Raw genomic sequence first — 25894 nt, 5'->3', positions numbered from 1 at the left:
AAAAGATTAAAAATACGCTATGGCAATTATTATAACAGACGAATGTATTAACTGTGGAGCTTGTGAACCAGAATGCCCAAATACAGCAATTTATGAAGGTGCTGATGATTGGAGATATAAAGATGGAACAAGTCTTAACGGTAAGTTAGTGTTAACGGATGGTAAAGAAGTTGATGCAGACGAAGCACAAGAGCCTATTAGTGATGAGATTTATTACATTGTACCTGATAAGTGTACAGAATGTGTAGGTTTTCATGAAGAGCCACAATGTGCAGCAGTTTGCCCAGTAGATTGTTGTGTACCTGATGATGATCATGTTGAGAGTAAAGACACTTTATTAGGAAAACAAAAATTTATGCATCCTGATGGATAATATCTGTTAGAAGCATATACTTGATATAAACTAAATTAAACCTAAGCACTGTCTTAGGTTTTTTTATGCTATTTTTTGAGCCACTACAGCGTAACAATCAAACATATAAGCTGGCTTGTCAATACACTCTAATACCTTAAAATTATTAAGGTGTAGCAGAAGTTTCCACTCATTTTTAATAAATGCTCTTACTTCTGATTTATCCTCTGCTATTAGTGTTTTTTTGTTTTGTTTAATTTGAAAGTATTTAGAATCCCAATCAAACATAAAGTTGTTTGATGTATTTGTGTTTAAATAGCTGTCTCTAGTATACTGATTGTTATTAAATGATGCAGCATGATGTATATGTTTGCCATCTTTTATCATTTTAAAAAACCTGTTAGCATCTATAAAATCAAAACATAATATACCATTGTCATCTAAGTTTAAATAAATAGATTGTAAGGCGTTAGTTACGTCTAGGTTTGATAGTAAGTAGCTAGTCGACCGTCCTGTAATAATAATACTTGCAACAGTGTTATTAAGTTTAAAATCCCTCATGTCACCTTGCTTAAAATGACCATTTGGCAACTTTGAGGATGATAAATCTACCATATCTTGACTATAGTCCAATCCTTGATAATTAAAGTTGTTGTCTATAAAATGTTTAGCTAAGTTACCTGTTCCAGAACCTATTTCTAATACACTATTTTTATTATATTTTTTAAGTATTGTGTTGTAAAATAGATACTCATCTGTATAATTTATAAAGGTTTGATACATAGCGTCGTATATTTTTTCAAATCCATTTGAGTATAAACTTTGCATAATTTATTTAGTGTGTTAATTAACTTATTAATGGAATAATACTAATTAAAGATAAAAAAATACTGCTCGAAAAGAGCAGCATTTTTTTATTAAAACTAGTTTGAATATTAAAATTTATAGTTTAAAGATAAATTAAACATTGTTCCTAATTGACTAAAATGATAACCATCATAAGTCATTTGAGAGTAACGTTGGTTAAATGTTATTAAATTAGATTGATTTTGTGTAGCTGCTGGGTCTGCTAATATTGCATCTCCTGCAGCATTTTCAGCTTTAAATTCCCATTCAGGTAACACGTTTAGTAAATTGTTTACGTTTAATGCAATAGTTAACTTTTCTGTTGCACTATAGTTTATACCAAGATCCGTAACAATTTTTGGTGTAAATTCAGTACGTAAATCATTACTCATACCTTGTTGTTTAAAAGTTGTTTTACCAAAATAGGTATTGTTTAGTGATAATCCCCATTTGTTTATTTCATAATTTGCACCTAAGATCCATTTAGATTTTGGTCTAGAGGTGAAAAATAATGCTTCTTGTGTTGGATTTACAACAGATTGTCCTGAGTTAGCAACTAACGGAATGTCTTTAACAGCACCATCTCTTTCGTTTTGGATAGTATAATTTCCTGATAAGTTTAAGTCTAAATCTCCTTCACCTAATTTTATATTTCTTTTACTCAATACAACATCAATACCAGATGTTCTAGTATCTATAGCGTTTGAGAAAAAACTAACATCACTTAAGTTGTTGTTTGTTAGAAGTATATCTAATGGATTAGCAGGATCGCCACTTGCTCCAATTTCAGAACCTAAAACTATTCTATCTTTTACTGCGATATTGTAATAGTCTAAAGTAAAGCTAATTCCGTTATCAAATTTACCACCAAGACCAATTGTGAAGTTGTTAGAAGTTTCTGCGTCTAACTCTGGAATGTCTAGTAATTTAGCTTGAGTAGATACGTTATTAATTAAACCTCCAACTTGAATTCCTTGACCTGGAATAAAGCTATATTGTGCTTTTTGGGTATAAATTTGGTGTAATGTAGGCGCTCTGAACCCTGAAGATATTGAGGCTCTTGTAGATATTTGATCCGTTATTTTGTAACGTGTACTAAATTTGTAAACAAAAGTGTTTCCAAAATCAGAATAATTTTCTGTTCTAACAGTACCACTTAATAAAAAAGCATCACTAACATCATAATCCATTGAGAAGTATGCACCAATGTTATATCTATTAAATTTACCTGAGTTTTCTGGACTATTTCCAGCAAAAGAATCGGCTCCACCACCATCATAAGATGCTAAACCTCCTTCAATAACTTCAAATACTTCGTTTCTAAATTCTGCACCAAAACCAATACTAACTTTATCTGATAATAATCTATTAATATCAATATTACCAACATTATGAGAAAATCTAGTTCCTCCTGGATCAAAAGATTGTGGGCTATTTGCTCTATATAATTCGACAGGTTCAAATTCTTCGCCTGGATCAGGTTGACCATTACCATTTGCGTCGTTAAAGCTTGGTGCAAAAACAGCATTTCTGTTATGCGACTGATTTACTTTATAGGTTTGGGTGTTTCCACCAGTTGTATAACTTAAATCAACATTCCAATCATTAATTTTAGTTTTTATTCCAATTGTCCCATTATAGTCGTTAAGTAAACCTTCAAAAGTTGGTACATAACCATCATAACCTCCTGGTGTTAATGGGTTGTTTCCAGGGAAAAAATCGCCTAAATATGAATAGTAGTCAACGCCATCAACCTCACTAGGGTCTAAACCTTGTGCTCTTCTCCAATATGGTGTTCTGTAATTAGCAAAGCTATTTACTTTTTTGTAAACGTAAGCTGCGTTGAAATACAATTCAGTATTTTCAGCGATATCTAAACCACTATTAATTAAGAATTTTGAAGCTGCATTTTCAGGAGAACCATTAATATTTCCTGCATCAGGACGACGAGATAAAAATTCATTTACAAGCGCAACTTCTGCAGGAGTTCCACCTGTAAAATCTGCAATTTCACCAGCAGCATCTACTGTACCTGGTCTATTTGCTAGATTAGTTTTAGAAAAATCGATGGTATAATTAATAAACCCTTTATCGTCACCAATAGTTGACCCATTGTTTACAGCAATTCCAATCATTTCTCCATCACCTTCGCTAGTGATTCCACTTCTTAATGTTGCAGATCCTTTATTAACTTCATCCTTAAGTATAATATTCATTACACCTGCAATTGCATCAGATCCATATTGAGCAGATGCACCATCACGAAGGATTTCAACACTTTTAATAGCGTCTGTAGGTATTGCAGAGATGTCTGCTCCAGTTTCTCCACGACCAGGAGAAGTTTGGGTGTAAAGTAGGGCACTTAAGTTCTTACGTTTACCGTTAATTAAGATTAAGGTTCTACTTGGACCCATGTTTCTAATTTCATAAGGATCTAATAAAGAAGTCGCATCGTTAACAGGTGTTTGCACTGTGTTAAAGGATGGTATTCTGTACTGTAGTGCTTTGTCAAAAGTTGGTTGCCCAGTAGAATTTAATTCTTTAACACCAACCACGTCAATAGGTAATGCGCTATCTACGTTACTTCTAGGGGCTGTTCTTGATCCTACAAGCACTACTTCGTCCAAAGCTTCTCCACTAGCCAAAGTAACATTAACTGTAGATTTACCGTTTACGGATACTTCTTTACTTTCATAACCAACGTAACTAAATACCAAAGTAGCATTGCTTGACACGCTTAATGAGTAATTACCATCAAAATCCGTTGTTGTTCCATTAGAGGTTCCTTTTTCTACAACATTAACTGTAGGTATGCCAAAACCATCGTCACCTTTAACAGTACCAGTTACATTAGTTTGTGCACTTGCAAATGCTACAGACAGCAGAAGTAAAAACAATAATTTAAGTTTTTTCATATTTTAAAGATTTTAAGTTGATTAGACGCTAAATTATGTTAAAATTTTAACAAAACGATGCTGTTTATTTAAAAACTTTAGAAAATTTGTAAGAAATTATAACTACTATTGTTAAAACATTAACATAATAATAGGTTTTTGTAAAGTGAATTAAAAATAAAACAACAGTGATTTAGTTGGTAAGATAGTACTATATTTGCAGCCTTAATTTGAAATAAATTTTCTTTACATGAAAGCAGGAATTGTAGGATTGCCTAACGTTGGTAAATCAACATTATTTAATTGTTTATCAAATGCAAAAGCGCAAAGTGCTAACTTTCCGTTTTGTACTATAGAGCCTAACATAGGTGTAGTAAATGTACCAGACCCAAGATTAGAAAAGTTAGAAAGCTTGGTTAATCCAGAACGTGTATTACCAGCAACTGTGGAGATTGTTGACATCGCAGGATTAGTAAAAGGAGCAAGTAAAGGTGAAGGTTTAGGGAATCAGTTTTTAGGAAACATTAGAGAAACAGATGCTATCTTACATGTTTTACGTTGTTTTGATAATGATAACATTGTGCATGTTGATGGCAATGTAAATCCAATTAGAGATAAGGAAACTATCGATATGGAATTACAGTTAAAGGATCTTGAAACTGTAGATAAAAAACTAGAAAAAGTTAAACGTGCTGCAAAAACAGGTAATAAAGAGGCTCAAAAAGAAGAGGCTGTGTTACTAAAGTTAAAGGCTGGTTTAGAAGCAGGTGTGTCTGTTAGAGCTTTAGAGTTTACAGAAGATGAATTAGAAGAATTTGTTAAGCCATCGCAACTAATAACAGGAAAACCTGTATTATATGTTTGTAATGTGGATGAGGATAGTGCTGTCTCTGGAAATGCTTACGTAGATTTAGTTAAAGAGGCTGTTAAAGATGAAAATGCTGAAGTATTAGTATTAGCAGTAGGAACAGAAGCAGATATTAATGAGTTGGATGATTATGAAGAGCGTCAAATGTTTTTATCAGATATTGGACTAGAAGAGCCAGGATCTGCAAAATTAATTAGATCTGCTTATAAATTATTAAACCAACAAACTTACTTTACTGCAGGAGTTAAGGAAGTTAGAGCATGGACTATAAATGTTGGGTCTACTGCACCACAAGCTGCAGGAGTGATTCATACAGATTTTGAAAAAGGTTTTATTCGTGCCGAAGTGATTGCTTATGATGATTATGTTACTTATGGTAGCGAGTCAAAAGTTAAAGAGGCTGGTAAAATGAGAGTAGAAGGTAAAGGATACACTGTTAAAGATGGAGATGTAATGCATTTCTTATTTAACGTGTAAGCCTACTAAAATAAAGTTTTTTACAACGCCATAATGATGCATTTCATTATGGCGTTTTGTATTTTTACAGTAAAGTAATTAATATGCCTTTAATACAACTTAAAACAGTTATACATGCGCGTTTAAAAACATGTTTTGATTTGTCCAGAAATATAGATTTTCATAAGGATTCATTAAAACACTCAAATGAGAAGGCTGTTGCAGGTAAAACCTCTGGCTTAATAGGTTTAGGAGAATCGGTAACATGGGAAGCTACTCATTTTGGAATCCGTCAGCAACTAACCTCTAAAATAACACATTTTGAATCGCCTAATTACTTTGTTGATCAAATGGTTTCAGGAGCATTTAAAAGTTTTAAGCACGAACATATTTTTAGCACAAAAGGAGAAGATACCATCATGATTGATATGTTTTATTTTCAGTCGCCTTTTGGTATTTTAGGTAGATTAGCTAACGTGTTATTTTTAACTAGTTATATGAAAAAATTGCTTGAAACTAGAAATCATTATCTAAAAATTAAGGCCGAAATCATACAAAATCAACAATCTTAACACTAATAGTTATACATTGTTAATTACTTTATCTATGCAGTGTTTCATTTTTTAAAGGGTTATATTATATTAGCAACGTATCTCCAAATTGCATCAAAATTTTATGTCAGAACAAACTAAATATACCGAAGATAATATACGATCACTAGACTGGAAAGAGCATATTCGTATGCGTCCAGGAATGTATATTGGAAAGCTTGGTGACGGATCGTCTCCAGATGATGGTATATATATTCTGCTAAAAGAGGTGTTAGACAATTCCATTGATGAATATGTCATGGGAGCAGGAAAGACCATAGAAATTTCGATACAAGGAAGCAAAGTTATTGTTCGCGATTATGGACGTGGTATTCCTTTAGGAAAAGTAGTGGATGTTGTATCTAAAATGAACACAGGAGGTAAGTACGACTCAAAAGCCTTTAAAAAATCTGTGGGATTAAATGGTGTCGGTACAAAAGCAGTAAATGCATTATCATCTTATTTTAGAGTAGAGTCTTCTAGAGACGGTAAAAGTGCTTCTGCAGATTTTGCTCAAGGTAATTTAATGGACGAGGAGTTTTTAGAAGAAACAACGCGTCGTAAAGGTACCAAGGTATCCTTTGTTCCTGATGATATTATATTTAAAAACTACAAATACAGAAGTGAATATGTAGTAAAAATGCTTAAAAACTATGTTTACCTAAACCCAGGATTGACTATAGTTTTTAATGGAGAAAAATTTTATTCTGAAAACGGATTAAAAGATTTATTGGCTGAAAAAATTGCTGAATCAGACTTGTTATATCCAATCATTCATTTACGTGGTGATGATATTGAAGTAGCATTAACACATAGTAAAACACAATATAGCGAAGAATATAACAGTTTTGTAAATGGTCAAAATACCACACAAGGAGGTACGCATTTAAATGCCTTTAGAGAAGGTTTGGTAAAAACCATTCGTGACTTTTTTGGAAAACAATATGATGCTTCAGATATACGTAAGTCCGTTGTAAGTGCTGTAGCTATAAAGGTTATGGAACCTGTTTTTGAGAGTCAAACAAAAACAAAACTTGGATCTACAGACATGGGAGGAGAGTTACCTACTGTTAGAACCTATGTTTCAGATTTTCTTAAAACACATTTAGATAATTATTTACACAAAAATCCAGAAACAGCAGATAAACTACAACGTAAAATTTTACAAGCAGAACGTGAGCGTAAAGAGTTATCTGGAATTAGAAAATTAGCAAAAGACAGAGCTAAAAAAGCGAGTTTACACAATAAAAAATTACGCGATTGTCGTGTACATTTTGGTGATATTAAAAATGAACGTAACCTAGAAAGTACCTTGTTTATAACAGAGGGAGATTCGGCATCAGGAAGTATCACAAAATCTAGAGATGTAAATACTCAAGCGGTATTTAGCTTAAAGGGTAAACCATTAAACTGTTATGGATTAACAAAGAAGATTGTTTACGAAAACGAAGAGTTTAATCTCTTGCAAGCTGCTTTAAATATCGAAGAGTCGCTAGAAGATTTAAGATACAACAACGTCGTTATTGCAACAGATGCCGATGTCGATGGTATGCACATTAGATTATTATTAATCACTTTCTTTTTACAATTTTTTCCAGAAGTCATTAAAGAAGGTCATTTGTATATATTACAAACACCTTTATTTAGAGTTCGTAATAAAAAAGAAACCATTTACTGCTACTCAGAGGATGAACGTAGAGAAGCAATAGAAAAACTAAAACCTAAACCAGAAATCACTCGATTTAAAGGTTTAGGAGAAATTAGTCCAGATGAGTTTGTTCACTTTATAGGTGAAGACATTAGATTGGATCCAGTAATGTTAGATGATAATATGTCTATTGAAGAGTTATTGTCATTTTACATGGGTAAAAACACACCAACAAGACAAGAGTTTATTATAGATAATCTTAAAGTTGAACTTGATTTAATTGAGGAGGATAAATAGATGATAGAAGAAAACGACGACCTAGCTAACGACAATTTAGAAAACTTAGACAATCAAGAACCTCAAGAAACCATTACCAGGATTACTGGTATGTATAAAGAATGGTTTTTAGATTATGCCTCATATGTAATTCTGGAACGTGCAGTTCCAGCTATTGAAGACGGTTTTAAACCTGTACAACGACGTATCATGCATTCCATGAAGGATTTGGATGATGGACGTTATAACAAAGTAGCCAATATTGTTGGACATACCATGCAGTATCATCCACATGGAGATGCAAGTATTGCAGATGCTATGGTCCAAATTGGTCAAAAAGACTTATTAATAGATACCCAAGGAAACTGGGGAAACATCCTAACAGGAGATCGTGCAGCAGCAGCACGTTATATTGAAGCCCGAATTTCTAAATTTGGATTAGACGTTGTCTTTAATCCTAAGATAACAGAATGGCAAGCGTCCTATGATGGTCGTCGTAAAGAGCCTGTAAATTTACCAGTAATGTTTCCTTTATTGCTAGCACAGGGAGGAGAAGGTATTGCAGTAGGACTTTCTACTAAAATATTACCACATAATTTTATTGAGTTAATTGATGCATCTGTAAAACATCTACAAGGTAAACGCTTTACATTGTTTCCTGATTTTCCAACAGGAGGTATTGCAGATTGTAGTGACTATAATGACGGATTGCGTGGCGGAAAAGTACGTTGTCGTGCTAAAATTAGTCAGTTAGATAAAAACACATTGGTTGTTAATGAGTTGCCTTTTGGTACTACAACCTCTTCATTAATAGATTCTATATTAAAAGCTAACGACAAAGGAAAAATTAAAATCAAAAAAATTGAAGACAATACAGCTGCAACTGTAGAGATTTTAATTCATTTACCTTCTGGTTTGTCTCCAGATAAAACCATTGATGCCTTATATGCATTTACAGCTTGCGAAAGTTCAATTTCGCCTTTAGGCTGTGTTATTGAAGATAACAAACCACTATTTGTGGGTGTGACAGAAATGTTACGTCGTAGTACAGATAATACTGTAGATTTATTAAGACAAGAGTTAGAAATTAGACTAGGTGAGTTTGAAGAGCAATGGCACTTTGCGAGTCTTGAACGTATTTTTATCGAAAATAGAATTTATCGTGACATTGAAGAAGAGGAAACTTGGGATGGTGTTATTGAGGCTATTGATAAAGGATTACAACCACATATAAAACATCTAAAACGTGCAATTACAGTAGATGATATTACGCGTTTAACAGAAATTAGAATCAAGCGTATATCTAAATTTGATATTGATAAGGCGCAACAAAAAATTGACGCATTAGAAGCACAAATAGCTGAGGTTAAACATCATTTAGCAAATTTAATAGACTATGCAATAGCGTATTTTACAAGACTTAAAAAAGAGTATGGCGAAGGTCGTGAGCGTAAAACAGAATTGCGTGCGTTTGAAGATGTAGATGCTACTAAAGTAGTGATCAGAAACACCAAATTATATGTAAACAGAGAAGAAGGTTTTATTGGTACATCACTAAAACGCGACGAGTATGTTTGCGATTGTAGTGATATTGATGACATTATTGCTTTTACTGCAGATGGTAAAATGATGGTTACTAAAGTGGATAGTAAAACCTTTATAGGTAAAAATATTATACACGTAGCAGTCTTTAAAAAGAAAGACAAGCGTACCATTTATAATTTAATTTATCGTGATGGCACAAAAGGTCCAGCATACGTTAAGCGTTTTGCAGTGACGTCTATTACACGAGATAAAGATTATGATTTAACCAACGGAAACAAAGGGTCTAAAACCTGGTATTTTTCTGCTAATCCAAATGGAGAAGCTGAGGTAGTTTCTATTAGTTTACGTCAGGTTGGTAGTATTAAAAAGTTAAAATGGGATTTAGATTTTGCAGATATTTTAATTAAAGGTCGTGCGTCTAAAGGTAACGTGGTGACTAAACATGCTATTAAATCTGTAGAGTTAAAAGAAAAAGGAATTTCGACTTTAAAACCAAGAAAAATATGGTTTGACGACACTGTACAGCGTTTAAATGTTGACGGTAGAGGTGAGTTAGTTGGCGAGTTTAGAGGAGAAGATAAACTGCTTATTATAAATCAAAAAGGTGTTGCCAAAACGGTAACTCCAGAAGTAACACTTCATTTTGATGACGATATGATTGTCATGGAAAAATGGTTACCTAAAAAACCTATTTCTGCTATTTATTATGATGGCGAAAAGGAACGCTATTATGTTAAACGTTTTTTAATTGAAAATGAAAACAAAGAAGAGTCCTTTATTACAGATCATCCTAATTCGCAATTAGAAATTGTATCTACAGACTGGAAACCTGTTGCCGAAATTGTTTTTGCTAAAGAAAGAGGTAAAGATAGAAAGGATAACGAAGAAGTTAATTTGGAAGAATTTATAGCAATTAAAGGGATTTCTGCTTTAGGAAACCAACTAACTAAAGACAAAGTAAATGCCATTAATTTATTAGAGCCTATTCCTTATGAAGCACCAGAAGAAACTCCAGCACAAGAAATAGAAGTGAAGGAGGAGGAGAATATTTCTGAAAAAACTGAAAAACAATCAGAGTCTAAAACTGATGAAAAATCTAGAAAAGATGATGATAATCAGGATTATGGCTTAGATGATAAGGGTCAGGTGACTTTGTTTTAATTGTTTCCCCAAACAATAATACAATTTTTGCTTGAGCTATATGGTTCTTCGTTAATTAGTTGAGAATTTGGAATGATCCCTAAAAGTTGTTCTTTTGTATAGGAATTAAAGGATATAGGATTAATATTATTAAAAATCATATAACCCCTTTTAGAGTTTAGAATGACTTTATTTAAGTATACGTCTTGAATGTGACCTGGGAGTTCTGAAAAAGCATAATTACTAATAATTAAGTCATAGCTTTCTGTTTTTAATTCATTCATTGTTTTATATCTTGTAGAAGTATTTAAAGCGTATTTATCAAGATAAGTTTGTGTTAACATTAAAACTTTTTTAAGATCTACTAGGGTGTATTCTTCAGTTTTACTAATGCTATTAATTATTCTACATTGACCTCCATAACCAACACCAATTTCACAAATTTTAAAATCATTTAAATCTTTAAATAGTCTTAGCAAATCTTCGTAAACATTAATGTAACGTAAAGTTGATGGAGAAATTAAGCCTATATTTTCATAATTAAATCTCCTTGGATTTCCCCAAATATCATTTTGTTTAAAAAGTTCAATGTTTTTTTCTTGAATTAACGACTTGTTATTTCTTGCTATCTTTTCGATATATAAGTGGCCATCCTGCTCTGTGGCATGTTCCAAAATCCTATTGTAGGCATATTCTCTTTTAAAATTATTAAATAATTTAGAATCTAAACTTGCTTTAGCGCAAAAGTCAGGGTAGATTTGATTATCAGAGATGCTTGTTGAAATTTTAATTTCACCATACTTGTATAATCGTATTTTCTTATACAATTTTATAAATGATTTTGGCGCAATTTTTTTTAAAGTTTTTATCATTAAATTATATTTCTGATTGATCAATTATTTCTATTTGTCTTTGGGCACAATTTAAATTATAATTTGGAATTAAGCTGTTTTTATTTGAGTTAAAAATTCTGTTATTATATTTTTTAGAACGTTAACAATATCATAAAATTTAAAATATTAAAAACTGCTTTTAGAGTGTTTACGTAGATACTCATAAACCAATAAATATTTTAAAATTATGAAAACATCAAATTTAGCAAAAAACACAATGTTATCCCTTTTCGTTTCCGCAGCACTAGTATCTTGTAGTGATGACGATAACGACGCAATAGTAATTAACGATGGTGAACCTACTTCAGTTAAGTTATATACTTCTAATAATGCAGATGGTAATATTACAATTTATGATGTTACAGATCAATCTGCTGTAACGTCAAAAACATTAATTACAACTAGTATTGCTGCAGATGGAGTATACTATGATGCAACAAACGATTTTTTATTACAAGCCTCTAGAACAGATTTAGGATTAGAAGGTTATAATAATACAAGCAGTTTGGTTTCTGGCGCTACTTTAACAGTTGATGTGGATGGAACCAATGACATGCAAAGTCCAAGAGAAGTTGCTGTTAATGGTAATTTTATTGTGGTTGCAGATAATGCAGATGTGGATGGAGACCCATTAACTCCAGACGGAAGATTATACGTTTACACAAAAGATGGTAACACCATTACATTGCGTAACACTATTACAACGTCGTTTAAATTATGGGGAATAACGTTTGATAACAATAACCTATATGCTGTAGTGGATGCTACAAATGAGTTAGCAGTGTTTACGGACTTTTTATCTAACACAACAGATATGTCTTTAACAGCTTCTAAACGTATTGTTGTAGAAGGAATTGTTAGAACACATGGTTTAACTTTTGATGCTAATTCTGATGTTATGATATTAACAGATATTGCAGATGCTGCAAATGGTCAAGATGATGGAGGTTTTCATTACATCGAAAATTTTACATCAAAGTTTAATGCTGTAGCTAATGGTGGAACTCTAGAAGTATCACAACAAGTTAGAGTATCAGGAGCTTCAACATTATTAGGTAATCCTGTAGATGTTGCTTATGATGCGTCAACACAAACTGTTTACATTGCAGAAGCAGGTAATGGAGGCGGAAGAATTTTAGCTTTCAATAATTTTGAAGCTGGAGGAAACATTACTCCTTTTATTAATAATAGTTTAGCAGCTGCATCAGCAGTATATTTGTCTAAATAATTTAAACTTATTAAATAAAAAAAAGACCATCATTAGATGGTCTTTTTTTTATTCCTTTTTTTATTTCTTTTTAGAAATTTTTTGATTTAAAAACTCTATAAATAACGAAAAGGCTATAGCAAAATACAGGTAACCTTTAGGTATAGCTCCAACCGTTTTGTCAAAAAATGTGGTGTGCGATAGGTGACCAGCTTCGGTAATTAACATAAAGCCTATTAAGATTAAAAAAGATAATCCTAAAATTTGAATACTTGGATTGGCATCTATAAAACGTCTTATTTTATTAGCAAATACAATCATTATAATAATAGATATCACTACAGCAATAATCATTAATATTAAATTATGATTGTGGTTAGTAGATAATCCATTGGTCATACCAACTGCTGTTAAAATACTATCTATTGAAAAAATAAAATCTATAATTAAAATCTGAACAATAGCTTGTTGCAAGGATTTAATTGGTTTGCTTTTTACTTCATCTTCATCATGTGATGGTGTTTCTACTTTCTCTCTAATTTCCGAAGTAGATTTATATATTAAAAATAATCCTCCAAAAAATAAAATTAATGCTTGCCAACTTAATTCCAAATGCATCCAATTAAAATCTATTTTGTAAAAAGGCTCGGACAATCCTACTAAAAAGGATACAAAAAACAACAAGATTATACGTTGTACCATTGCTAGTAGTAGTCCAATGTTTGTTACTTTGTTTCGTTGGTCTTCTGGAAGTTTATTTGCAGCAATAGAAATGAAAACAATATTATCAATCCCTAATATTATTTCTAAGAAAGTTAAAGTTAATAATGCAAAAATAGCATCACTAGAAAGTAGAAAGTCTAACATGTTTTATTTTTTAATATAAGCTATACCTTTTTGCTTATTGGTCTCTCCAACATAAGAATATTCAAAAGTATAAGAAGTATCTGTAGTGACTAAAACTTTAAGATGTACATCTTTACGTTCAGCCATATTTTTAGGATTTATCGTTTTGTAAATGACTTCACAATCATTAACCCATCTTACTAATGTACTATCAACTTTACCTTCATATGTTTCTATTTGTAAACTATCTGTTCTAGTAAAGGTAGATTTATAAATTACATCTCCAACTTTAACTTCGCTATAAAATTGACCTGTTTTAAAGTCTTTGCAGTTTCGTTCCACTTTGTAGCAGCTAAAAAAGCTAGTTAAAATGATAAGGTATATTAGTTTTAATTTCATCGCATAAGGTTTACAACAAAATTAATTAAAAGTTTGATTATAATATCAAAAATTCAACCTTTCTATAATTCGCGTATTTGAAAATTTTATGTACCTAACTACAAATTCGCAAAATTTGAAAATGGCGACAAAAACTTGAAAAGGTGAACAAATTTAAATTTTTAAGAATTTATGACGTTTGCGTTCATTTTTTTTAAAATTCACAAAACAGAAATTTTATTCAAAAGAAAATGAAAAATAAAATAGAGGAGTCTTAATTAAGAATTTTCAAAATTTGAAAAACTTCCATCAGAATAAAAAATTACGATGCGTTCAATAATTTTTCCGTTAGTAGATTTTTGATTTAAATTTTGTAGTAAATCAGAATTTTTAGTTTCTACTGGATTTTCATTTTTTGTATTAGAAAATAAATCTTGATCTTCATTTTTAGAAATTGGTGCAATTGGTGTTTGTCTGTTTTTAGTTTCACTTTTTGGAAATTCACCCTTTCCATTCATCAACCAATACAATTCTACTTCCTCAAAAGAGGAGAGAACTTTCAATACAAATTCTAAACTTGGTTTGTTTCGACCTGATAATATATGTGATATGCTAGAGCGTTGCACACCAATTTTTTCGGCAAAAGAAGAGGCGTTCTCACCGTAATAATCCATGACTTTTTGAAGTCTTTTAGAAAAATCTGCATTGTTTATCATAACGATACAAATGTAAACATTTAATCTGAATACTTGATGTTACAAATGTAAATATTATAACTATTAAAGGTTAATTAACATAGGTATCGTGTAAATAATATTAAACTAAAACTTTAAATATAACACTTTAACTCTCTGAAAAATAGTATTTTAAAATAGTTTTGTAAGAATTAGAACTAATTGGTTCTTAGCGTTATAGTATTTGCCTTTTAAATCACCATAAATGTTTACATAAGTAAATTACAAATGTAAATTTTATTGGTTACAATTGTAAATAACTATTTGGTTACATTTGTAAACTAATAAAATGACTATGGATAATCAATTATTAAATACCTTATATACTACCTATAAAGCGACTACTTTGTTTGGACGTTATATTCAGTTAAAAGACATTACTCCGCTTATAAATAATCTACCTGAATTTTGTAAAGTAGAAGTTATTGGCCAATCTGTTTTGGGCGAAAGTATTTCTTCCATAACAATTGGTAATGGACCAATTAAAGTGTTAATGTGGTCACAGATGCACGGAAATGAATCTACGACTACAAAAGCGGTATTTGATATGATAAACACTTTTAGTGATGCTAGTATGCAGTTTCTTTTAGATGCGTGTACACTAAAAATCATACCTATGTTAAATCCTGATGGCTCTGCAGCTTATACTAGGCTAAACGCTAATGCTATCGATTTAAATAGGGATGCACAGGATTTATCCCAACCTGAAAGCGTTGTTTTAAACACTTGTTTTAAACGCTTTAAACCCGATTATTGCTTTAATCTTCATGGACAACGTACTATGTTTAGTGTTGGTGATACTAATAAACCTGCTACTTTATCTTTTTTATCTCCATCGCAGGATAAAAATAGAAGTGTTACTACAACTAGGCAAAAAGCTATGCATGTCATAAGTGCTATTAATATGGGTTTACAAGGTGATTTACCTAACCAAATTGGGAGGTATGACGACGGTTTTAATATTAATTGTGTTGGTGATGCGTTTCAAAGCTTAAATGCGCCTACAATCCTGTTTGAAGCAGGACATTATAAAAATGATTACAATAGGGGAGTGGTACGAGGTTTTGTTTATAAAGCGCTTTTACTAGCTTTAAATTACATAGTCAGTGAGGATAAACAGCGCTTTGATGTGACACATTATAATGCTATCCCAGAAAACGGAAAGCGATTTTACGACATAATGATCCGTAATGCACAATTTAAAGATCAGATATTAGATATTGGTATTAATTATCAGGAGCGATTGCTTAATAATACAGTAAAGTTTATGCCTAAAGTTGTTGCTATTACAGATTTATCTAAATTTTATGGTCATAAAGAAATAGATGCTAACCACAATAAGGTTCTAAATCACGATAATAAGTTGATATCTGTAGATTACGAAAACGATTTCGTTGTTATTAATAATGTGAAATTATCATTAAATCTTTAAAAATTTACAATTTTAATGTATAAAATTCATTAAAAATGTTTTAATTTTGTCTATTATTTAATAAAAACATAAAATGGCAAAGTTTAAACTAGACGAAATTGATCATCAGATTCTTGATATGTTGATAGAAAACACAAGAGTTCCTTTTACAGATATAGCTAAAAAATTATTAATTTCAGCTGGTACAGTTCACGTTAGAGTGAAAAAGATGGAAGATGCAGGAATAATTAAAGGATCGTCATTAACGCTTGATTATCGTAAATTAGGGTATTCATTTATAGCTTACGTAGGTGTATTTTTACAAAACACTTCTAAAACGTCTTTTGTTTTGGAGCGTATAAACGAAATTCCTTTTGTGACTGTAGCGCATGTTACTACAGGCAAATTTAATATCTTTTGTAAAATTAGAGCTAGAAACACTGAGCATGCAAAGGATGTAATCTTTATGTTAGATGACATAGAAGGTGTTTACAGAACAGAAACAATGATATCTTTAGAAGAAAGCATTAACGATAAAAAACGTTTAATGCACAGTATTTTTAACGAATTATAATTCATTAAAAACACTTAATAAAATTTAAAACGCTTCAATATTGAGGCGTTTTTTGTTTATTTATACTAAATTTTAAAACTATGACCATATCAGATTTAAACGACACGGAATATATTCCTTATTTTAAAAGGTATATTGATAATGCTAAAGGACTTAAGTTGTTGCCAGGATTGCAATCTAGTTTTGACGAAGCTATTCTTTTTTTCAGTCTATTGATGAAGATAAATTAAGTTATAGATATGCAGAAGGTAAGTGGACTATCAAAGAGATTATTTGTCATTTAATTGACACTGAACGTATATTTTGTTACAGAGCATTGCGTTTTGCTAGACAAGATAAAACAGTGTTGTCGGGCTTTGATGAAAATGAATATGTGGAGTATTCTGGTGCAGATGATAGGACTATTAATAGCTTGTTAGAAGAGTATAAAAGTGTTAGACAAGCTAGTATAGCGTTGTATAATAGCTTTAGTCAAACAACGTTGTTATCCAAAGGTGTAGCTGGCTCAGGACATGTATCTGTTAGAGCATTAGGCTTTTTAATAATTGGTCATGAAAAACATCATATACGTATTATTAAAGAGCGTTATTTATAGCTTTATTCCTCTTCATCAGATAAAATCAAATCGCTGTCAAGTTGTTTTTGGTTAAAATCTACAACAACATGACCTTCGCTATTTGTTTCTAAGTTAATTTCAGAATCAAAATTTGTCATCGTGTAATGTAATTTACAGCTAACCTTGACTAAATAGATAGTGTCTTTAGTTTGGACTTCAACAGCTTCAATAGTCTCATTGTGGTGATTGTCAAAGGTGATAATATCTTTATCGCCATAACCATCCGGAAACTTTTGAGTAAGTAAATTTAATACCTCAGGTGTTAATTTTTTATAATCTACAATAACTTTTCGCATACCAATATATTTTAAATTAAACTGGTTAGAATAGTTCTGTAACATAGCAATTAACTAAAATTACAAATTATTTTGATGCAAACGTGTTATTCGTTATAAAATTTAAAAGAATTGATTATCAAGTCATTATCTACTATGCAATTGATTTTTGGTTGACCGATAGCTTCTAATAACACAAAATTGATATTACCTTTTTCGTTTTTCTTATCAAACTTCATCAAATCAATAATAGCCTCGAGATCTTCTGTTGGAATTTCTACTTTGCCATATATCTTTATTAAACTGTTTTTAATGTTGGTAACCTTTTCTTCAGGAAAGTCAATTAGTTTTGAAGATAAGTAAACTTCTAAAATCATACCTATTGCTATGGCTTCTCCATGCAGTAAAGCTTTTGTCTCATGGTTTAAATAAAACGACTCAATTGCATGACCTAGCGTATGTCCAAAATTTAAAGATTTTCTAAGGTTTTGCTCGGTTGGATCTTGTTCTACAATTGCTTTTTTAATCAAAACAGAGTCATAAATTAGCTGGTCCAAGTCTTCAAGTGTTAATTTAGATAAGGCTGTTAATTTGTTGTAGTACAATTCATTGTGTATTAATCCGTGTTTAAGCATTTCTGCTAAACCAGAACGCATTTCTCTGCTTGATAAAGTAGAAAGGTAGCTAGTGTCGATTAATACCATATTAGGTGTTTTAATGATGCCTATTTGATTTTTTATGTGATCTAAGTCTACGCCATTTTTACCTCCAATTGAGGCATCAACCATAGATAAAAGTGTGGTCGGAATATTTACAAATTGTATACCTCTTTGATAAGTACACGCCACAAAACCACCTAAATCCGTAACAACACCTCCTCCTAAATTAATCATTAAAGATTTTCGGTCTGCGCTTAACTCGGATAACGTTTGCCAAACACCCAAACAAGTTTCGATGTTTTTGTGTTTTTCGCCAGCTTCAATTTCAATTATTTCAATAGTCAAATCTGTTGTTAATTCTGATAACAACTTAGGTAAACAAAGGGTTGACGTATTGCTGTCTACTAAAATAAAAATATTTGAAAACGTATTTTCAGAGATATAAGTATTTAATGCAGAGTAGCTATTTTGATTAAATTGTATGCTGTAATCTTGGGTTTTAATAGGAGTCATAAATGCGTAAAAACGTTAATGGGTAAAATTAATAGTTTTTTTAAAAAATAAGACTAATGAGTAGTATATTTGTGCTGTCAAAATTAAAATTATTATGTTGGACAACACTATTTTTGAAAACACTGAAGTTGCATTTAAGCTTAAAAGCAATACTGAGTTAGATCGTGCTTACTTTTTGTTTAAAATGATATCTAATCAACCCTTAGTTAGAATAGGTACAGCAGCTACAAATTTTGCTTTAAAAGCACATTTACCTGTAGAAGGCTTGATTAGAGCGACTGTTTTTGATCATTTTTGTGGTGGAATAAATGAACAAGACTGTTTACCAGTTATTGATAAAATGTATACTGCAGGTGTTTGTTCGGTTTTAGATTATTCTGTTGAAGGTAAAGCTATCGAAAATCAATTTGATTCTGCTAAAGAAAAAATAATGAAGCTTGTCGAGTTTAGCGACAAGAAAGACGCTATGCCAATTGTAGTCTTTAAACCAACAGGTTTAGGACGTTTATTTTTGTTTCAGAAAAAAGGAGAAAGAAAAGCTTTTACTGATGCTGAGCAGCAAGAATGGGATAGAGTAGTAGCTAGATATCACGCCATTTGTAAAATAGCAAAAGAAAGAGATGTTGAAGTTTTGATTGATGGCGAAGAAAGTTGGATGCAAGACGCTGCAGATGATTTAGCGGTAGAAATGATGAAGGTTTATAACACAGATAAACCTATTGTTTATAATACTTTACAAACGTATAGACATGATCGTTTAGCCTTTTTAAAAGTATCACATGAGCGTGCTAAATCTGAAGGTTATACTTTAGGTTATAAGATTGTTAGAGGTGCTTACATGGAGAAAGAGCGTGAACGTGCTAATGATAAAGGTTATGAATCACCGATTTGTAAAGACAAAATCACGACCGACAGAAACTTTAATGATTGCTTATTGTATATTTTAAATAATTTAAATACAATCTCAATATTTATTGGTACTCACAACGAAGAAAGCTCTTTACTAGCCTTAAAACTAATGACAGAATTAGGAATAAGTAAAGATGATAATCGTGTTTGGTTTGGTCAATTATATGGTATGAGTGATCATATTAGCTTTAATCTGGCTGCTCATGGTTATAATGTTGCAAAATACTTGCCTTTTGGACCAGTTAAAGACGTGATGCCATACTTAATTAGACGTGCAGAAGAAAATACTTCTGTTGCTGGACAAACAGGACGAGAACTTACTTTGTTAAAAAAGGAGCGTAAAAGACGAAAATCTAATTAATCTAAAACTTTTATAGTTTGCAAGGTTGCAATGCTATCACAGTTTTCTATATAAAATTCGTAGTTTTTACTGTCTTTAGTTTCACCATAAATAAAATACATACCACAAGGTTCTTTTCTAGGTTCACTTTTAGAAAAATCTACATCTCCTTTTTTTAGGATGTAACTTATTGCAGAGGTGTCAATAGCTTTTGTGTCTAAAAGCGCTTGACTGTCTGCAGAGAAGTGTAGTGTTTTTGTGCGTATATTCTTTAAGACTCTTCCTTCTGGACCATAATTATACTCGCAAGAGACACCTCTTCCGTTTAAGAAAAAAGCTAATAAAACTAAACCAATAGAGAATCCACCTAAATAGTAACCAATTCTGTGTAATATTTTCATTCTAATAAATTGAATTGCAAATTTAGAATATTAATAGGTTTATATCACTATGATTTAAGTCAAACCATTCGCCAACTGCACGACTTGTTAAAATTCCGTGATAAAAATACAATCCATTTTTTAAACCTTTATCAAATCTAATAGCGTGTTCTAAACCTCCATTATCTGCAATTTCTAGTAAATAAGGCGTAAAAATATTACTAATAGATGCCGAAGCGGTTCTAGAGTAGCGTGCTGGAATGTTTGGTACACAGTAGTGTATTACGCCATTTTTTATATAGGTTGGATTATTATGTGTTGTAATTTCGCTAGTTTCAAAACATCCACCCATGTCAATGCTAACATCTATTATTACAGCGCCTTTTTTCATGCTTTCTACCATGGTTTCAGACACAATAATTGGTGCTCTGTCTTTTCCTCTTACAGCTCCAATGACTACGTCACAGCGTTTTAGGGCTTTGCTTAAATATTTAGGCTGAATTGTGGATGTGTACAGTGTGCGTCCAAGATTGGCTTGTAAACAACGTAATTTGGTGATAGAATTGTCAAAAACCTTAACATTAGCACCAAGTCCAACTGCGCTTCTGGCAGCAAACTCGCCAACAGTTCCAGCACCTAGAATAACCACTTCTACAGGAGGAACACCACTAATATTTCCAAACATTAAACCATTACCATTACTAGAATTACTCAATAACTCTGCAGCAATCAGTACGGAAGCAGTTCCAGCAATTTCGCTTAAAGCTCTAACCGCAGGATATGCACCATCCGCATCACGAATAAATTCAAAAGCTAAAGCAGTGATTCGTTTTGCAGCTAGTTTTTCAAAATATTTTTTAGATTGTGTCTTAATCTGTAAAGCAGAGATTAAAGTGGTTTGAGGATTCATTAACTCTAATTCGTCTAAAGTAGGTGGTTCTACTTTTAAAATCATTGGACAAGAATACACTTTTGCAGTATCTTTTGTGACTTCAGCTCCAGCTTCGCTATAATCTTTATCGCTAAAATTAGAGCCTTTACCAGCTTCAGACTCAATTAAAACACGATGACCATTACTTACAATTGCTGATACAGCGTCAGGAGTAAGGCAAACACGTTTTTCTTGAAATGCTGTTTCTTTAGGAATACCTATAAATAAACTGCTTTTATGTTTAAAAATCTCTAAAGTTTCCTCTTGAGGTAATAATTCTGCTTTTGAAAATGGAGACAGTGGTTTAGACATTATTAATGTGGTTTTAAAACTGAAACAAATTACAAATTATTGTAATTAAAGCATTAAAAATAAAGTCTTATTTTTTCCCAAAAGGTTGTAGGCTTTTTAAAAAGCTCTTCCTCTTGTTCTTCTAAGGTTTTATCAGCCTTAGCATTGCTAAATAAATTTTGAATAAAACTATTAATAATATAGTAGGTTTTAAGCATTTTGAAGTAGGGTAGTATGGGGTTTTTTAGGGTAGTATTAAAAATATTGTTTAATCTTTCCCCAAAACGTTTTTGGTTTAAATGTTAATTCGTCTTCTAGGTCTTGTATGGTTTTGTCAACCGTATTTAATCTATTAAATATTCTAGCTCTAACTAAATAGATTGATGGAATAATTATTGCCATAAATGGCAGCATATGAATTAAATTAAATTCATCAAAATAATATGTGTTATTTAAGGCAAAATGTATTAATTGATAACTATACATCATAATTGGTACTAGTAATGCATGATACCACCAGTGTCGACAGGTAAAGAACCAAATAAATAGCAGTAGTAATGGAATTAACTTACCTGTTATTGTCCAAACAACAATTTGAACATTTTCGTAAACTGCACTATTAAATTTGTAAAAAAAAGTGTCCCAAACTTGTTGGTCTGGAACACTTTCATAAATGTAAAACAGATAAGGAGTTAAAGCAATGAATGTTGCTATAATCGAACCTGAAATTATTATTTTTCTATTAACCTGCTGGTGGGATTTTGATTTTTCTTCCGTCGATTTCTGTTGTTTGTTGTCCATTTAAATCAATAAGATTTGTTGCTTGTGCAGTGAATAATACACCACCAAAAATAGCTAATGCTATTACGTACTTTTTTGTTTTCATTTTGTTAGGGATTTAATTAATTATACCTCTAAAGTATATAAAATCTCTAATCAAAAATCGCCCAAATGTTAAAATTATGTTAAAATCAAGCTTTTTTTAATTTCTTGTTGTGGTTTAAACCACACTTGGTCAAAAATACACTATTTATTGAAAGAAAAAAGAGATTTTTTTAATCATTATTGGTTAGCGTGAGCTCGCGAGTCGTATTTTCTGACAATACAATCTGAATCGTGGTAAACTGGTCTTGTAGCAAGGGTTTTAGTAGATTTGGCCATTCTACAAAAATGTAATGATCTGAGTATATATAAGTTTCTATACCAAAATTGTATAACTCTTCCTCATCCTCAACACGATAAAGGTCAAAATGAAAGATGTTATCATTTAAACCTTTATACTCATTAACTAATGAAAACGTTGGGCTGCTAACTAGGTCGTCGCTACCTAATAAGCTTACAAGTGTTTTTATTAATGTTGTTTTGCCAACACCCATGTCACCTTCAAACAATATTATTTTAGAGGTTGCTGCTTCTAAGACTTGTTTTGCAACTGTTTCTACTTGTTTTATATTATATTGTATAGTCACTTTAAACTTTTTTTGCAAAAATATATTATTTAGGACTTAATACTACAAAAGGTATAATCATTTCTTCTAGAGATACACCACCATGTTGGTAAGTGTTTCTGTAGTAACTTACATAATGATTGTAGTTATTTGGGTAAGCAAAAAATAAATCGCTTTTTGCAAATATAAATGAGCTATTCATATTAATAGAAGGCAAGTGGATTGTTTTTGGATCTTTAGCAGCTAGAACATCTTTGTTTTCGTAGCTTAAACTACGACCTGTTTTGTAGCGTAAGTTTAAACTTGTGTCTCTGTCTCCAATAACTTTTGATGGGTTTTTAACATTAATGGTTCCGTGATCTGTTGTAATTATAAGTTTAAATCCCATGTGTTGGGCTTGCTGGATCATTTCTAATAAAGGTGAGTTTTTAAACCAACTTTGTGTTAAACTTCTATAAGCTTTATCATTAGAGGCTAATTCTTTGACGACATCCATTTCTGTTTTAGAGTGCGAAAGCATATCTACAAAGTTATAAACCACAACTGTTAAATCGTTTTCTTTAAGACCTTTAAAGTTATCTGCTAGTTTTTTTCCAGACGCAAGATTGGTAATCTTATAATATTCATGTTTAAGGTTAGTAAGTCCTAAACGCTTCATTTGGGCATTTAAAAAGTCAGCTTCATGTAAGTTTTTACCACCTTCATCTGTATCGTTTTTCCAATATTCTGGATGTAGTTTTTCCATGTCACTTGGCATCAACCCAGAGAAAATAGCATTTCTGGCGTATTGAGTGGCTGTAGGTAAGATGCTATAAAAGGCTTCTTCTTTTTGCTTTTTGTAATGGTTGTTTACAAAAGGTTCAAACGCTTTCCATTGGTCGTATCTTAAATTATCAACGACTACTAATAAGGTTGGTTGCTCTTTGCTTAGTTCTGGCGCAATTTTTTCTCTAAATAAGGTGTGTGATAATACAGGAGCATCAGTATTAGGCTCAAACCATGAAGGGTAATTTTTATCAATAAATTTTCCAAACTGTGTGTTAGCTTCGTTTTTTTGTGACTCTAAAATTTCAAACATACTAGGGTCTTCAATGTCTTCTAACTGAATTTCCCAATAAATTAGCTTTTTGTAAAGGTCTACCCATTCTTCATAACTATTTACCATGGACATGTCCATCGCAATTTTTCTAAATTCTTGCTGATAATTAGAGGTTGTCTTTTCGGACACCAATCTAGAATGGTCTAAGTTTTTCTTTAAACTAAGTAGTATTTGGTTAGGGTTTACAGGTTTTATTAGGTAGTCAGCAATTTTATTACCAATAGCTTCTTCCATAATATATTCTTCCTCACTTTTAGTAATCATCACTACAGGAAGTGTGTCTTGTTTTTCTTTAATTTCGTTTAAAGTTTCTAAACCACTTAATCCAGGCATGTTTTCGTCTAAAAAGACAATATCAAATTTTTTCTCATCTAAAATTTCTAAAGCTTCTGTTCCGCTATTACAAGTGGTTACTTTATAGTTTTTTTGTTCTAAAAAGATGATATGAGGCTTTAATAAATCTATTTCGTCATCAACCCAAAGAATATTTATATTGTTCATGTATATTTGTGTATATTAATTAAATAAAGGATTAAGCTTGAAAGCAAGTAACAAACTTAAAATACTAAACGATCCAATTTACGGATTTATTACTATACCAAATTCTATAATATTTGATTTAATAGAGCATAAATACTTCCAACGACTGCGACGGATCTCTCAAATGGGTTTGTCCTATTTAGTATATCCAGGTGCGCACCATACACGTTTTCATCACGCTATTGGTTGTATGCATTTAATGCAAAAAGCAGTACAAGTGCTTCGTTTTAAAGGGGTTGAAATTTCTGAAGACGAAGAAAAAGCGCTTTATATAGCTATTTTATTACACGATATTGGTCATGGACCATTTAGTCATGCAATGGAACATAGTATTGTAAGTGGTGTTTCTCATGAGGAAATATCGTTGTTATTTATGGAAGCTTTAAATATAGAATTTAACGACGATTTAACACTTGCTATTCAGATTTTTAAAGGAGACTATCACAGGACCTTTATGTTGCAATTAATCTCTAGTCAAATTGATATGGATCGCGCAGATTACTTAAAACGTGATAGTTTTTATACTGGTGTGTCCGAAGGCAATATTAATAGTGAGCGTTTAATAACAATGCTTAATGTTAAAGATGATCAATTAGTTATTGAAGATAAAGGTATATATAGTGTAGAAAAATTTTTAGTAGCTAGACGCTTAATGTATTGGCAAGTCTATTTACATAAAACAAGCTTAGTCGCAGAGCAGTTATTAATACGAGTGCTAAAACGTGCTAAAGAATTGGTAGCAAAAGGTGTGTATCTAGAAGCAAGTAAACCGTTATCCTTTTTTTACAAAATGAAATTACTATTGATAAGTTTGATGCAGATTGTCTAGAAACATTTGCTAAATTAGATGATTATGATATTGTTGCAGCAATGAAAAATTGGCAATATCATGATGACTTTGTTTTAAAAAATCTTTGCGAGATGATTATAAATAGACATCTTTTAAAAGTGAAAATAAAGAAAAAACCAATTTCAAAAGACGTTTTAATAGCACATAAAGCTAATTTGCAATCAAAATATAATATTACTGATGCAGATGCAGACTATTTTGTGTTTACAGGACAGATTAGTAATCAAGCATATTCAAGAAAAAAACAAAATATAAATATCTTACATAAAAATGGTAAAGTTGAGGATATAGTTAAGGCTTCAGACCAACTTAGCTTAAAAGCGTTGTCAAAACCAGTGACTAAATATTATATATGCTATCCAAAAGACCAACTTTAGCACATTTT

Annotated in this window: 26 protein-coding genes and 1 pseudogene; 12 read left to right on the top strand and 15 right to left on the bottom strand. The window is 31.4% G+C overall.

Annotated features, from left to right (window positions below):
* Positions 1–19 precede the first annotated feature (19 nt).
* The gene (locus tag AC0L3M_RS04680) at positions 20–373 is read left to right on the top strand and encodes a 4Fe-4S dicluster domain-containing protein (RefSeq protein WP_145001785.1); all 354 of its coding nucleotides are present in this window, start codon (positions 20–22) and stop codon (positions 371–373) included.
* A 63-nt stretch (positions 374–436) separates the two neighbouring features.
* On the opposite strand, the gene AC0L3M_RS04675 is transcribed toward AC0L3M_RS04680, so the two are convergent.
* Both AC0L3M_RS04675 and AC0L3M_RS04670 read right to left on the bottom strand, forming a co-directional pair.
* Positions 437–1180: a methyltransferase domain-containing protein gene (locus AC0L3M_RS04675; RefSeq protein WP_473432008.1), complete on the bottom strand. Its 744-nt coding sequence runs from the start codon at positions 1178–1180 to the stop codon at positions 437–439.
* A gap of 107 nt (positions 1181–1287) precedes the next feature.
* Positions 1288–4113 (bottom strand): TonB-dependent receptor, encoded by a 2826-nt coding sequence (locus AC0L3M_RS04670; RefSeq protein WP_473432007.1) that lies wholly within the window; start codon positions 4111–4113, stop codon positions 1288–1290.
* 229 nt (positions 4114–4342) lie between these two features.
* Between AC0L3M_RS04670 and ychF the strand changes: the two genes are divergently transcribed.
* The 4 genes from ychF (at position 4343) to AC0L3M_RS04650 (ending at position 10636) form a co-directional block, all read left to right on the top strand.
* The gene (gene ychF, locus AC0L3M_RS04665) at positions 4343–5437 is read left to right on the top strand and encodes a redox-regulated ATPase YchF (RefSeq protein ID WP_292945111.1); all 1095 of its coding nucleotides are present in this window, start codon (positions 4343–4345) and stop codon (positions 5435–5437) included.
* Between the two features lie 83 nt (positions 5438–5520).
* The gene (locus tag AC0L3M_RS04660; RefSeq protein ID WP_473432006.1) at positions 5521–5988 is read left to right on the top strand and encodes an SRPBCC family protein; all 468 of its coding nucleotides are present in this window, start codon (positions 5521–5523) and stop codon (positions 5986–5988) included.
* A gap of 103 nt (positions 5989–6091) precedes the next feature.
* Complete coding sequence (locus AC0L3M_RS04655) at positions 6092–7951, top strand: DNA topoisomerase IV subunit B (RefSeq protein ID WP_145001782.1); 1860 nt, start codon at positions 6092–6094, stop codon at positions 7949–7951.
* Positions 7952–10636, top strand: a complete 2685-nt coding sequence (locus AC0L3M_RS04650) for a DNA gyrase/topoisomerase IV subunit A (RefSeq protein ID WP_473432005.1) — start codon at positions 7952–7954, stop codon at positions 10634–10636.
* Here AC0L3M_RS04650 and AC0L3M_RS04645 read toward each other — a convergent pair.
* Positions 10633–11487, bottom strand: a complete 855-nt coding sequence (locus AC0L3M_RS04645) for a putative sugar O-methyltransferase (RefSeq protein WP_473432004.1) — start codon at positions 11485–11487, stop codon at positions 10633–10635. The genes AC0L3M_RS04650 and AC0L3M_RS04645 overlap by 4 nt on opposite strands.
* Before the next feature lie 208 nt (positions 11488–11695).
* Here AC0L3M_RS04645 and AC0L3M_RS04640 point away from each other — a divergent pair, with 208 nt between their 5' ends.
* Entirely contained in the window at positions 11696–12736 is a 1041-nt protein-coding gene (locus tag AC0L3M_RS04640; protein WP_473432003.1) for an NHL repeat-containing protein, read from the top strand.
* Positions 12737–12796: 60 nt separating this feature from the next.
* Here the strand turns inward: AC0L3M_RS04640 and AC0L3M_RS04635 are convergent, their stop codons facing one another.
* The 3 genes from AC0L3M_RS04635 to AC0L3M_RS04625 form a co-directional block, all read right to left on the bottom strand.
* Entirely contained in the window at positions 12797–13582 is a 786-nt protein-coding gene (locus tag AC0L3M_RS04635; protein ID WP_292945120.1) for a TerC family protein, read from the bottom strand.
* A gap of 3 nt (positions 13583–13585) precedes the next feature.
* On the bottom strand, positions 13586–13960 hold the full coding sequence (locus AC0L3M_RS04630) for a DNA topoisomerase IV (protein WP_099569405.1): 375 nt from the start codon (positions 13958–13960) through the stop codon (positions 13586–13588).
* Positions 13961–14217: 257 nt separating this feature from the next.
* Complete coding sequence (locus AC0L3M_RS04625; RefSeq protein WP_473432002.1) at positions 14218–14655, bottom strand: helix-turn-helix domain-containing protein; 438 nt, start codon at positions 14653–14655, stop codon at positions 14218–14220.
* A gap of 313 nt (positions 14656–14968) precedes the next feature.
* Between AC0L3M_RS04625 and AC0L3M_RS04620 the strand changes: the two genes are divergently transcribed.
* The 4 genes from AC0L3M_RS04620 to AC0L3M_RS04605 all read left to right on the top strand — a co-directional run bounded on the left by AC0L3M_RS04620 (position 14969) and on the right by AC0L3M_RS04605 (position 17253).
* Positions 14969–16105, top strand: a complete 1137-nt coding sequence (locus tag AC0L3M_RS04620) for a M14 family zinc carboxypeptidase (RefSeq protein WP_473432001.1) — start codon at positions 14969–14971, stop codon at positions 16103–16105.
* A 73-nt stretch (positions 16106–16178) separates the two neighbouring features.
* The gene (locus tag AC0L3M_RS04615) at positions 16179–16658 is read left to right on the top strand and encodes an Lrp/AsnC family transcriptional regulator (protein WP_028282071.1); all 480 of its coding nucleotides are present in this window, start codon (positions 16179–16181) and stop codon (positions 16656–16658) included.
* An 80-nt stretch (positions 16659–16738) separates the two neighbouring features.
* Complete coding sequence (locus tag AC0L3M_RS04610) at positions 16739–16888, top strand: hypothetical protein (RefSeq protein WP_473432000.1); 150 nt, start codon at positions 16739–16741, stop codon at positions 16886–16888.
* Positions 16870–17253: a DinB family protein gene (locus AC0L3M_RS04605; protein WP_473432473.1), complete on the top strand. Its 384-nt coding sequence runs from the start codon at positions 16870–16872 to the stop codon at positions 17251–17253. The genes AC0L3M_RS04610 and AC0L3M_RS04605 overlap by 19 nt, the downstream gene beginning before the upstream one ends.
* Before the next feature lie 2 nt (positions 17254–17255).
* On the opposite strand, the gene AC0L3M_RS04600 is transcribed toward AC0L3M_RS04605, so the two are convergent.
* Both AC0L3M_RS04600 and aroB read right to left on the bottom strand, forming a co-directional pair.
* A complete protein-coding gene (locus AC0L3M_RS04600) occupies positions 17256–17570 on the bottom strand; it encodes a hypothetical protein (protein ID WP_473431999.1) in 315 nt (104 codons plus the stop codon).
* Positions 17571–17656: 86 nt separating this feature from the next.
* Complete coding sequence (gene aroB, locus AC0L3M_RS04595; RefSeq protein ID WP_473431998.1) at positions 17657–18721, bottom strand: 3-dehydroquinate synthase; 1065 nt, start codon at positions 18719–18721, stop codon at positions 17657–17659.
* Between the two features lie 94 nt (positions 18722–18815).
* On the opposite strand from aroB, the gene AC0L3M_RS04590 reads away from it, so the two are divergent.
* Complete coding sequence (locus AC0L3M_RS04590; protein ID WP_292945146.1) at positions 18816–19991, top strand: proline dehydrogenase family protein; 1176 nt, start codon at positions 18816–18818, stop codon at positions 19989–19991.
* Here AC0L3M_RS04590 and AC0L3M_RS04585 read toward each other — a convergent pair.
* The 7 genes from AC0L3M_RS04585 to porX form a co-directional block, all read right to left on the bottom strand.
* Positions 19988–20371 (bottom strand): DUF4258 domain-containing protein, encoded by a 384-nt coding sequence (locus AC0L3M_RS04585; protein WP_145001772.1) that lies wholly within the window; start codon positions 20369–20371, stop codon positions 19988–19990. The genes AC0L3M_RS04590 and AC0L3M_RS04585 overlap by 4 nt on opposite strands.
* A 22-nt stretch (positions 20372–20393) precedes the next feature.
* Complete coding sequence (locus tag AC0L3M_RS04580) at positions 20394–21593, bottom strand: alanine dehydrogenase (protein WP_473431997.1); 1200 nt, start codon at positions 21591–21593, stop codon at positions 20394–20396.
* A 53-nt stretch (positions 21594–21646) separates the two neighbouring features.
* Positions 21647–21790, bottom strand: a complete 144-nt coding sequence (locus AC0L3M_RS04575; protein ID WP_473431996.1) for a hypothetical protein — start codon at positions 21788–21790, stop codon at positions 21647–21649.
* Between the two features lie 37 nt (positions 21791–21827).
* Positions 21828–22373, bottom strand: coding sequence for a hypothetical protein (locus AC0L3M_RS04570; protein ID WP_473431995.1), 546 nt, complete (start codon positions 22371–22373; stop codon positions 21828–21830).
* Positions 22315–22458, bottom strand: coding sequence for a hypothetical protein (locus AC0L3M_RS04565; protein WP_186439182.1), 144 nt, complete (start codon positions 22456–22458; stop codon positions 22315–22317). The genes AC0L3M_RS04570 and AC0L3M_RS04565 overlap by 59 nt, the downstream gene beginning before the upstream one ends.
* A gap of 169 nt (positions 22459–22627) precedes the next feature.
* Positions 22628–23041, bottom strand: coding sequence for a tRNA (adenosine(37)-N6)-threonylcarbamoyltransferase complex ATPase subunit type 1 TsaE (gene tsaE, locus AC0L3M_RS04560; RefSeq protein WP_292945163.1), 414 nt, complete (start codon positions 23039–23041; stop codon positions 22628–22630).
* A 25-nt stretch (positions 23042–23066) separates the two neighbouring features.
* Positions 23067–24620: a T9SS response regulator signal transducer PorX gene (porX, locus tag AC0L3M_RS04555; protein WP_292945166.1), complete on the bottom strand. Its 1554-nt coding sequence runs from the start codon at positions 24618–24620 to the stop codon at positions 23067–23069.
* 37 nt (positions 24621–24657) lie between these two features.
* Between porX and AC0L3M_RS04550 the strand changes: the two are divergent.
* Positions 24658–25886: pseudogene (locus AC0L3M_RS04550) on the top strand (HD domain-containing protein).
* The last annotated feature ends 8 nt before the right edge of the window (positions 25887–25894 follow it).

Source organism: Olleya sp. KJ81-1 (assembly GCF_055808135.1).
This window is presented reverse-complemented; position numbering and strand designations above follow the sequence as displayed.

Coding starts and splice junctions, on each gene's coding strand:
- AC0L3M_RS04680 (WP_145001785.1), top strand. CDS start 20: ATGGCAATTATTATAACAGACGAATGTATTAACTGTGGAGCTTGTGAA.
- AC0L3M_RS04675 (WP_473432008.1), bottom strand. CDS start 1,180: ATGCAAAGTTTATACTCAAATGGATTTGAAAAAATATACGACGCTATG.
- AC0L3M_RS04670 (WP_473432007.1), bottom strand. CDS start 4,113: ATGAAAAAACTTAAATTATTGTTTTTACTTCTGCTGTCTGTAGCATTT.
- ychF (WP_292945111.1), top strand. CDS start 4,343: ATGAAAGCAGGAATTGTAGGATTGCCTAACGTTGGTAAATCAACATTA.
- AC0L3M_RS04660 (WP_473432006.1), top strand. CDS start 5,521: ATGCCTTTAATACAACTTAAAACAGTTATACATGCGCGTTTAAAAACA.
- AC0L3M_RS04655 (WP_145001782.1), top strand. CDS start 6,092: ATGTCAGAACAAACTAAATATACCGAAGATAATATACGATCACTAGAC.
- AC0L3M_RS04650 (WP_473432005.1), top strand. CDS start 7,952: ATGATAGAAGAAAACGACGACCTAGCTAACGACAATTTAGAAAACTTA.
- AC0L3M_RS04645 (WP_473432004.1), bottom strand. CDS start 11,487: ATGATAAAAACTTTAAAAAAAATTGCGCCAAAATCATTTATAAAATTG.
- AC0L3M_RS04640 (WP_473432003.1), top strand. CDS start 11,696: ATGAAAACATCAAATTTAGCAAAAAACACAATGTTATCCCTTTTCGTT.
- AC0L3M_RS04635 (WP_292945120.1), bottom strand. CDS start 13,582: ATGTTAGACTTTCTACTTTCTAGTGATGCTATTTTTGCATTATTAACT.
- AC0L3M_RS04630 (WP_099569405.1), bottom strand. CDS start 13,960: ATGAAATTAAAACTAATATACCTTATCATTTTAACTAGCTTTTTTAGC.
- AC0L3M_RS04625 (WP_473432002.1), bottom strand. CDS start 14,655: ATGATAAACAATGCAGATTTTTCTAAAAGACTTCAAAAAGTCATGGAT.
- AC0L3M_RS04620 (WP_473432001.1), top strand. CDS start 14,969: ATGGATAATCAATTATTAAATACCTTATATACTACCTATAAAGCGACT.
- AC0L3M_RS04615 (WP_028282071.1), top strand. CDS start 16,179: ATGGCAAAGTTTAAACTAGACGAAATTGATCATCAGATTCTTGATATG.
- AC0L3M_RS04610 (WP_473432000.1), top strand. CDS start 16,739: ATGACCATATCAGATTTAAACGACACGGAATATATTCCTTATTTTAAA.
- AC0L3M_RS04600 (WP_473431999.1), bottom strand. CDS start 17,570: ATGCGAAAAGTTATTGTAGATTATAAAAAATTAACACCTGAGGTATTA.
- aroB (WP_473431998.1), bottom strand. CDS start 18,721: ATGACTCCTATTAAAACCCAAGATTACAGCATACAATTTAATCAAAAT.
- AC0L3M_RS04590 (WP_292945146.1), top strand. CDS start 18,816: ATGTTGGACAACACTATTTTTGAAAACACTGAAGTTGCATTTAAGCTT.
- AC0L3M_RS04585 (WP_145001772.1), bottom strand. CDS start 20,371: ATGAAAATATTACACAGAATTGGTTACTATTTAGGTGGATTCTCTATT.
- AC0L3M_RS04580 (WP_473431997.1), bottom strand. CDS start 21,593: ATGTCTAAACCACTGTCTCCATTTTCAAAAGCAGAATTATTACCTCAA.
- AC0L3M_RS04575 (WP_473431996.1), bottom strand. CDS start 21,790: ATGCTTAAAACCTACTATATTATTAATAGTTTTATTCAAAATTTATTT.
- AC0L3M_RS04570 (WP_473431995.1), bottom strand. CDS start 22,373: ATGGACAACAAACAACAGAAATCGACGGAAGAAAAATCAAAATCCCAC.
- AC0L3M_RS04565 (WP_186439182.1), bottom strand. CDS start 22,458: ATGAAAACAAAAAAGTACGTAATAGCATTAGCTATTTTTGGTGGTGTA.
- porX (WP_292945166.1), bottom strand. CDS start 24,620: ATGAACAATATAAATATTCTTTGGGTTGATGACGAAATAGATTTATTA.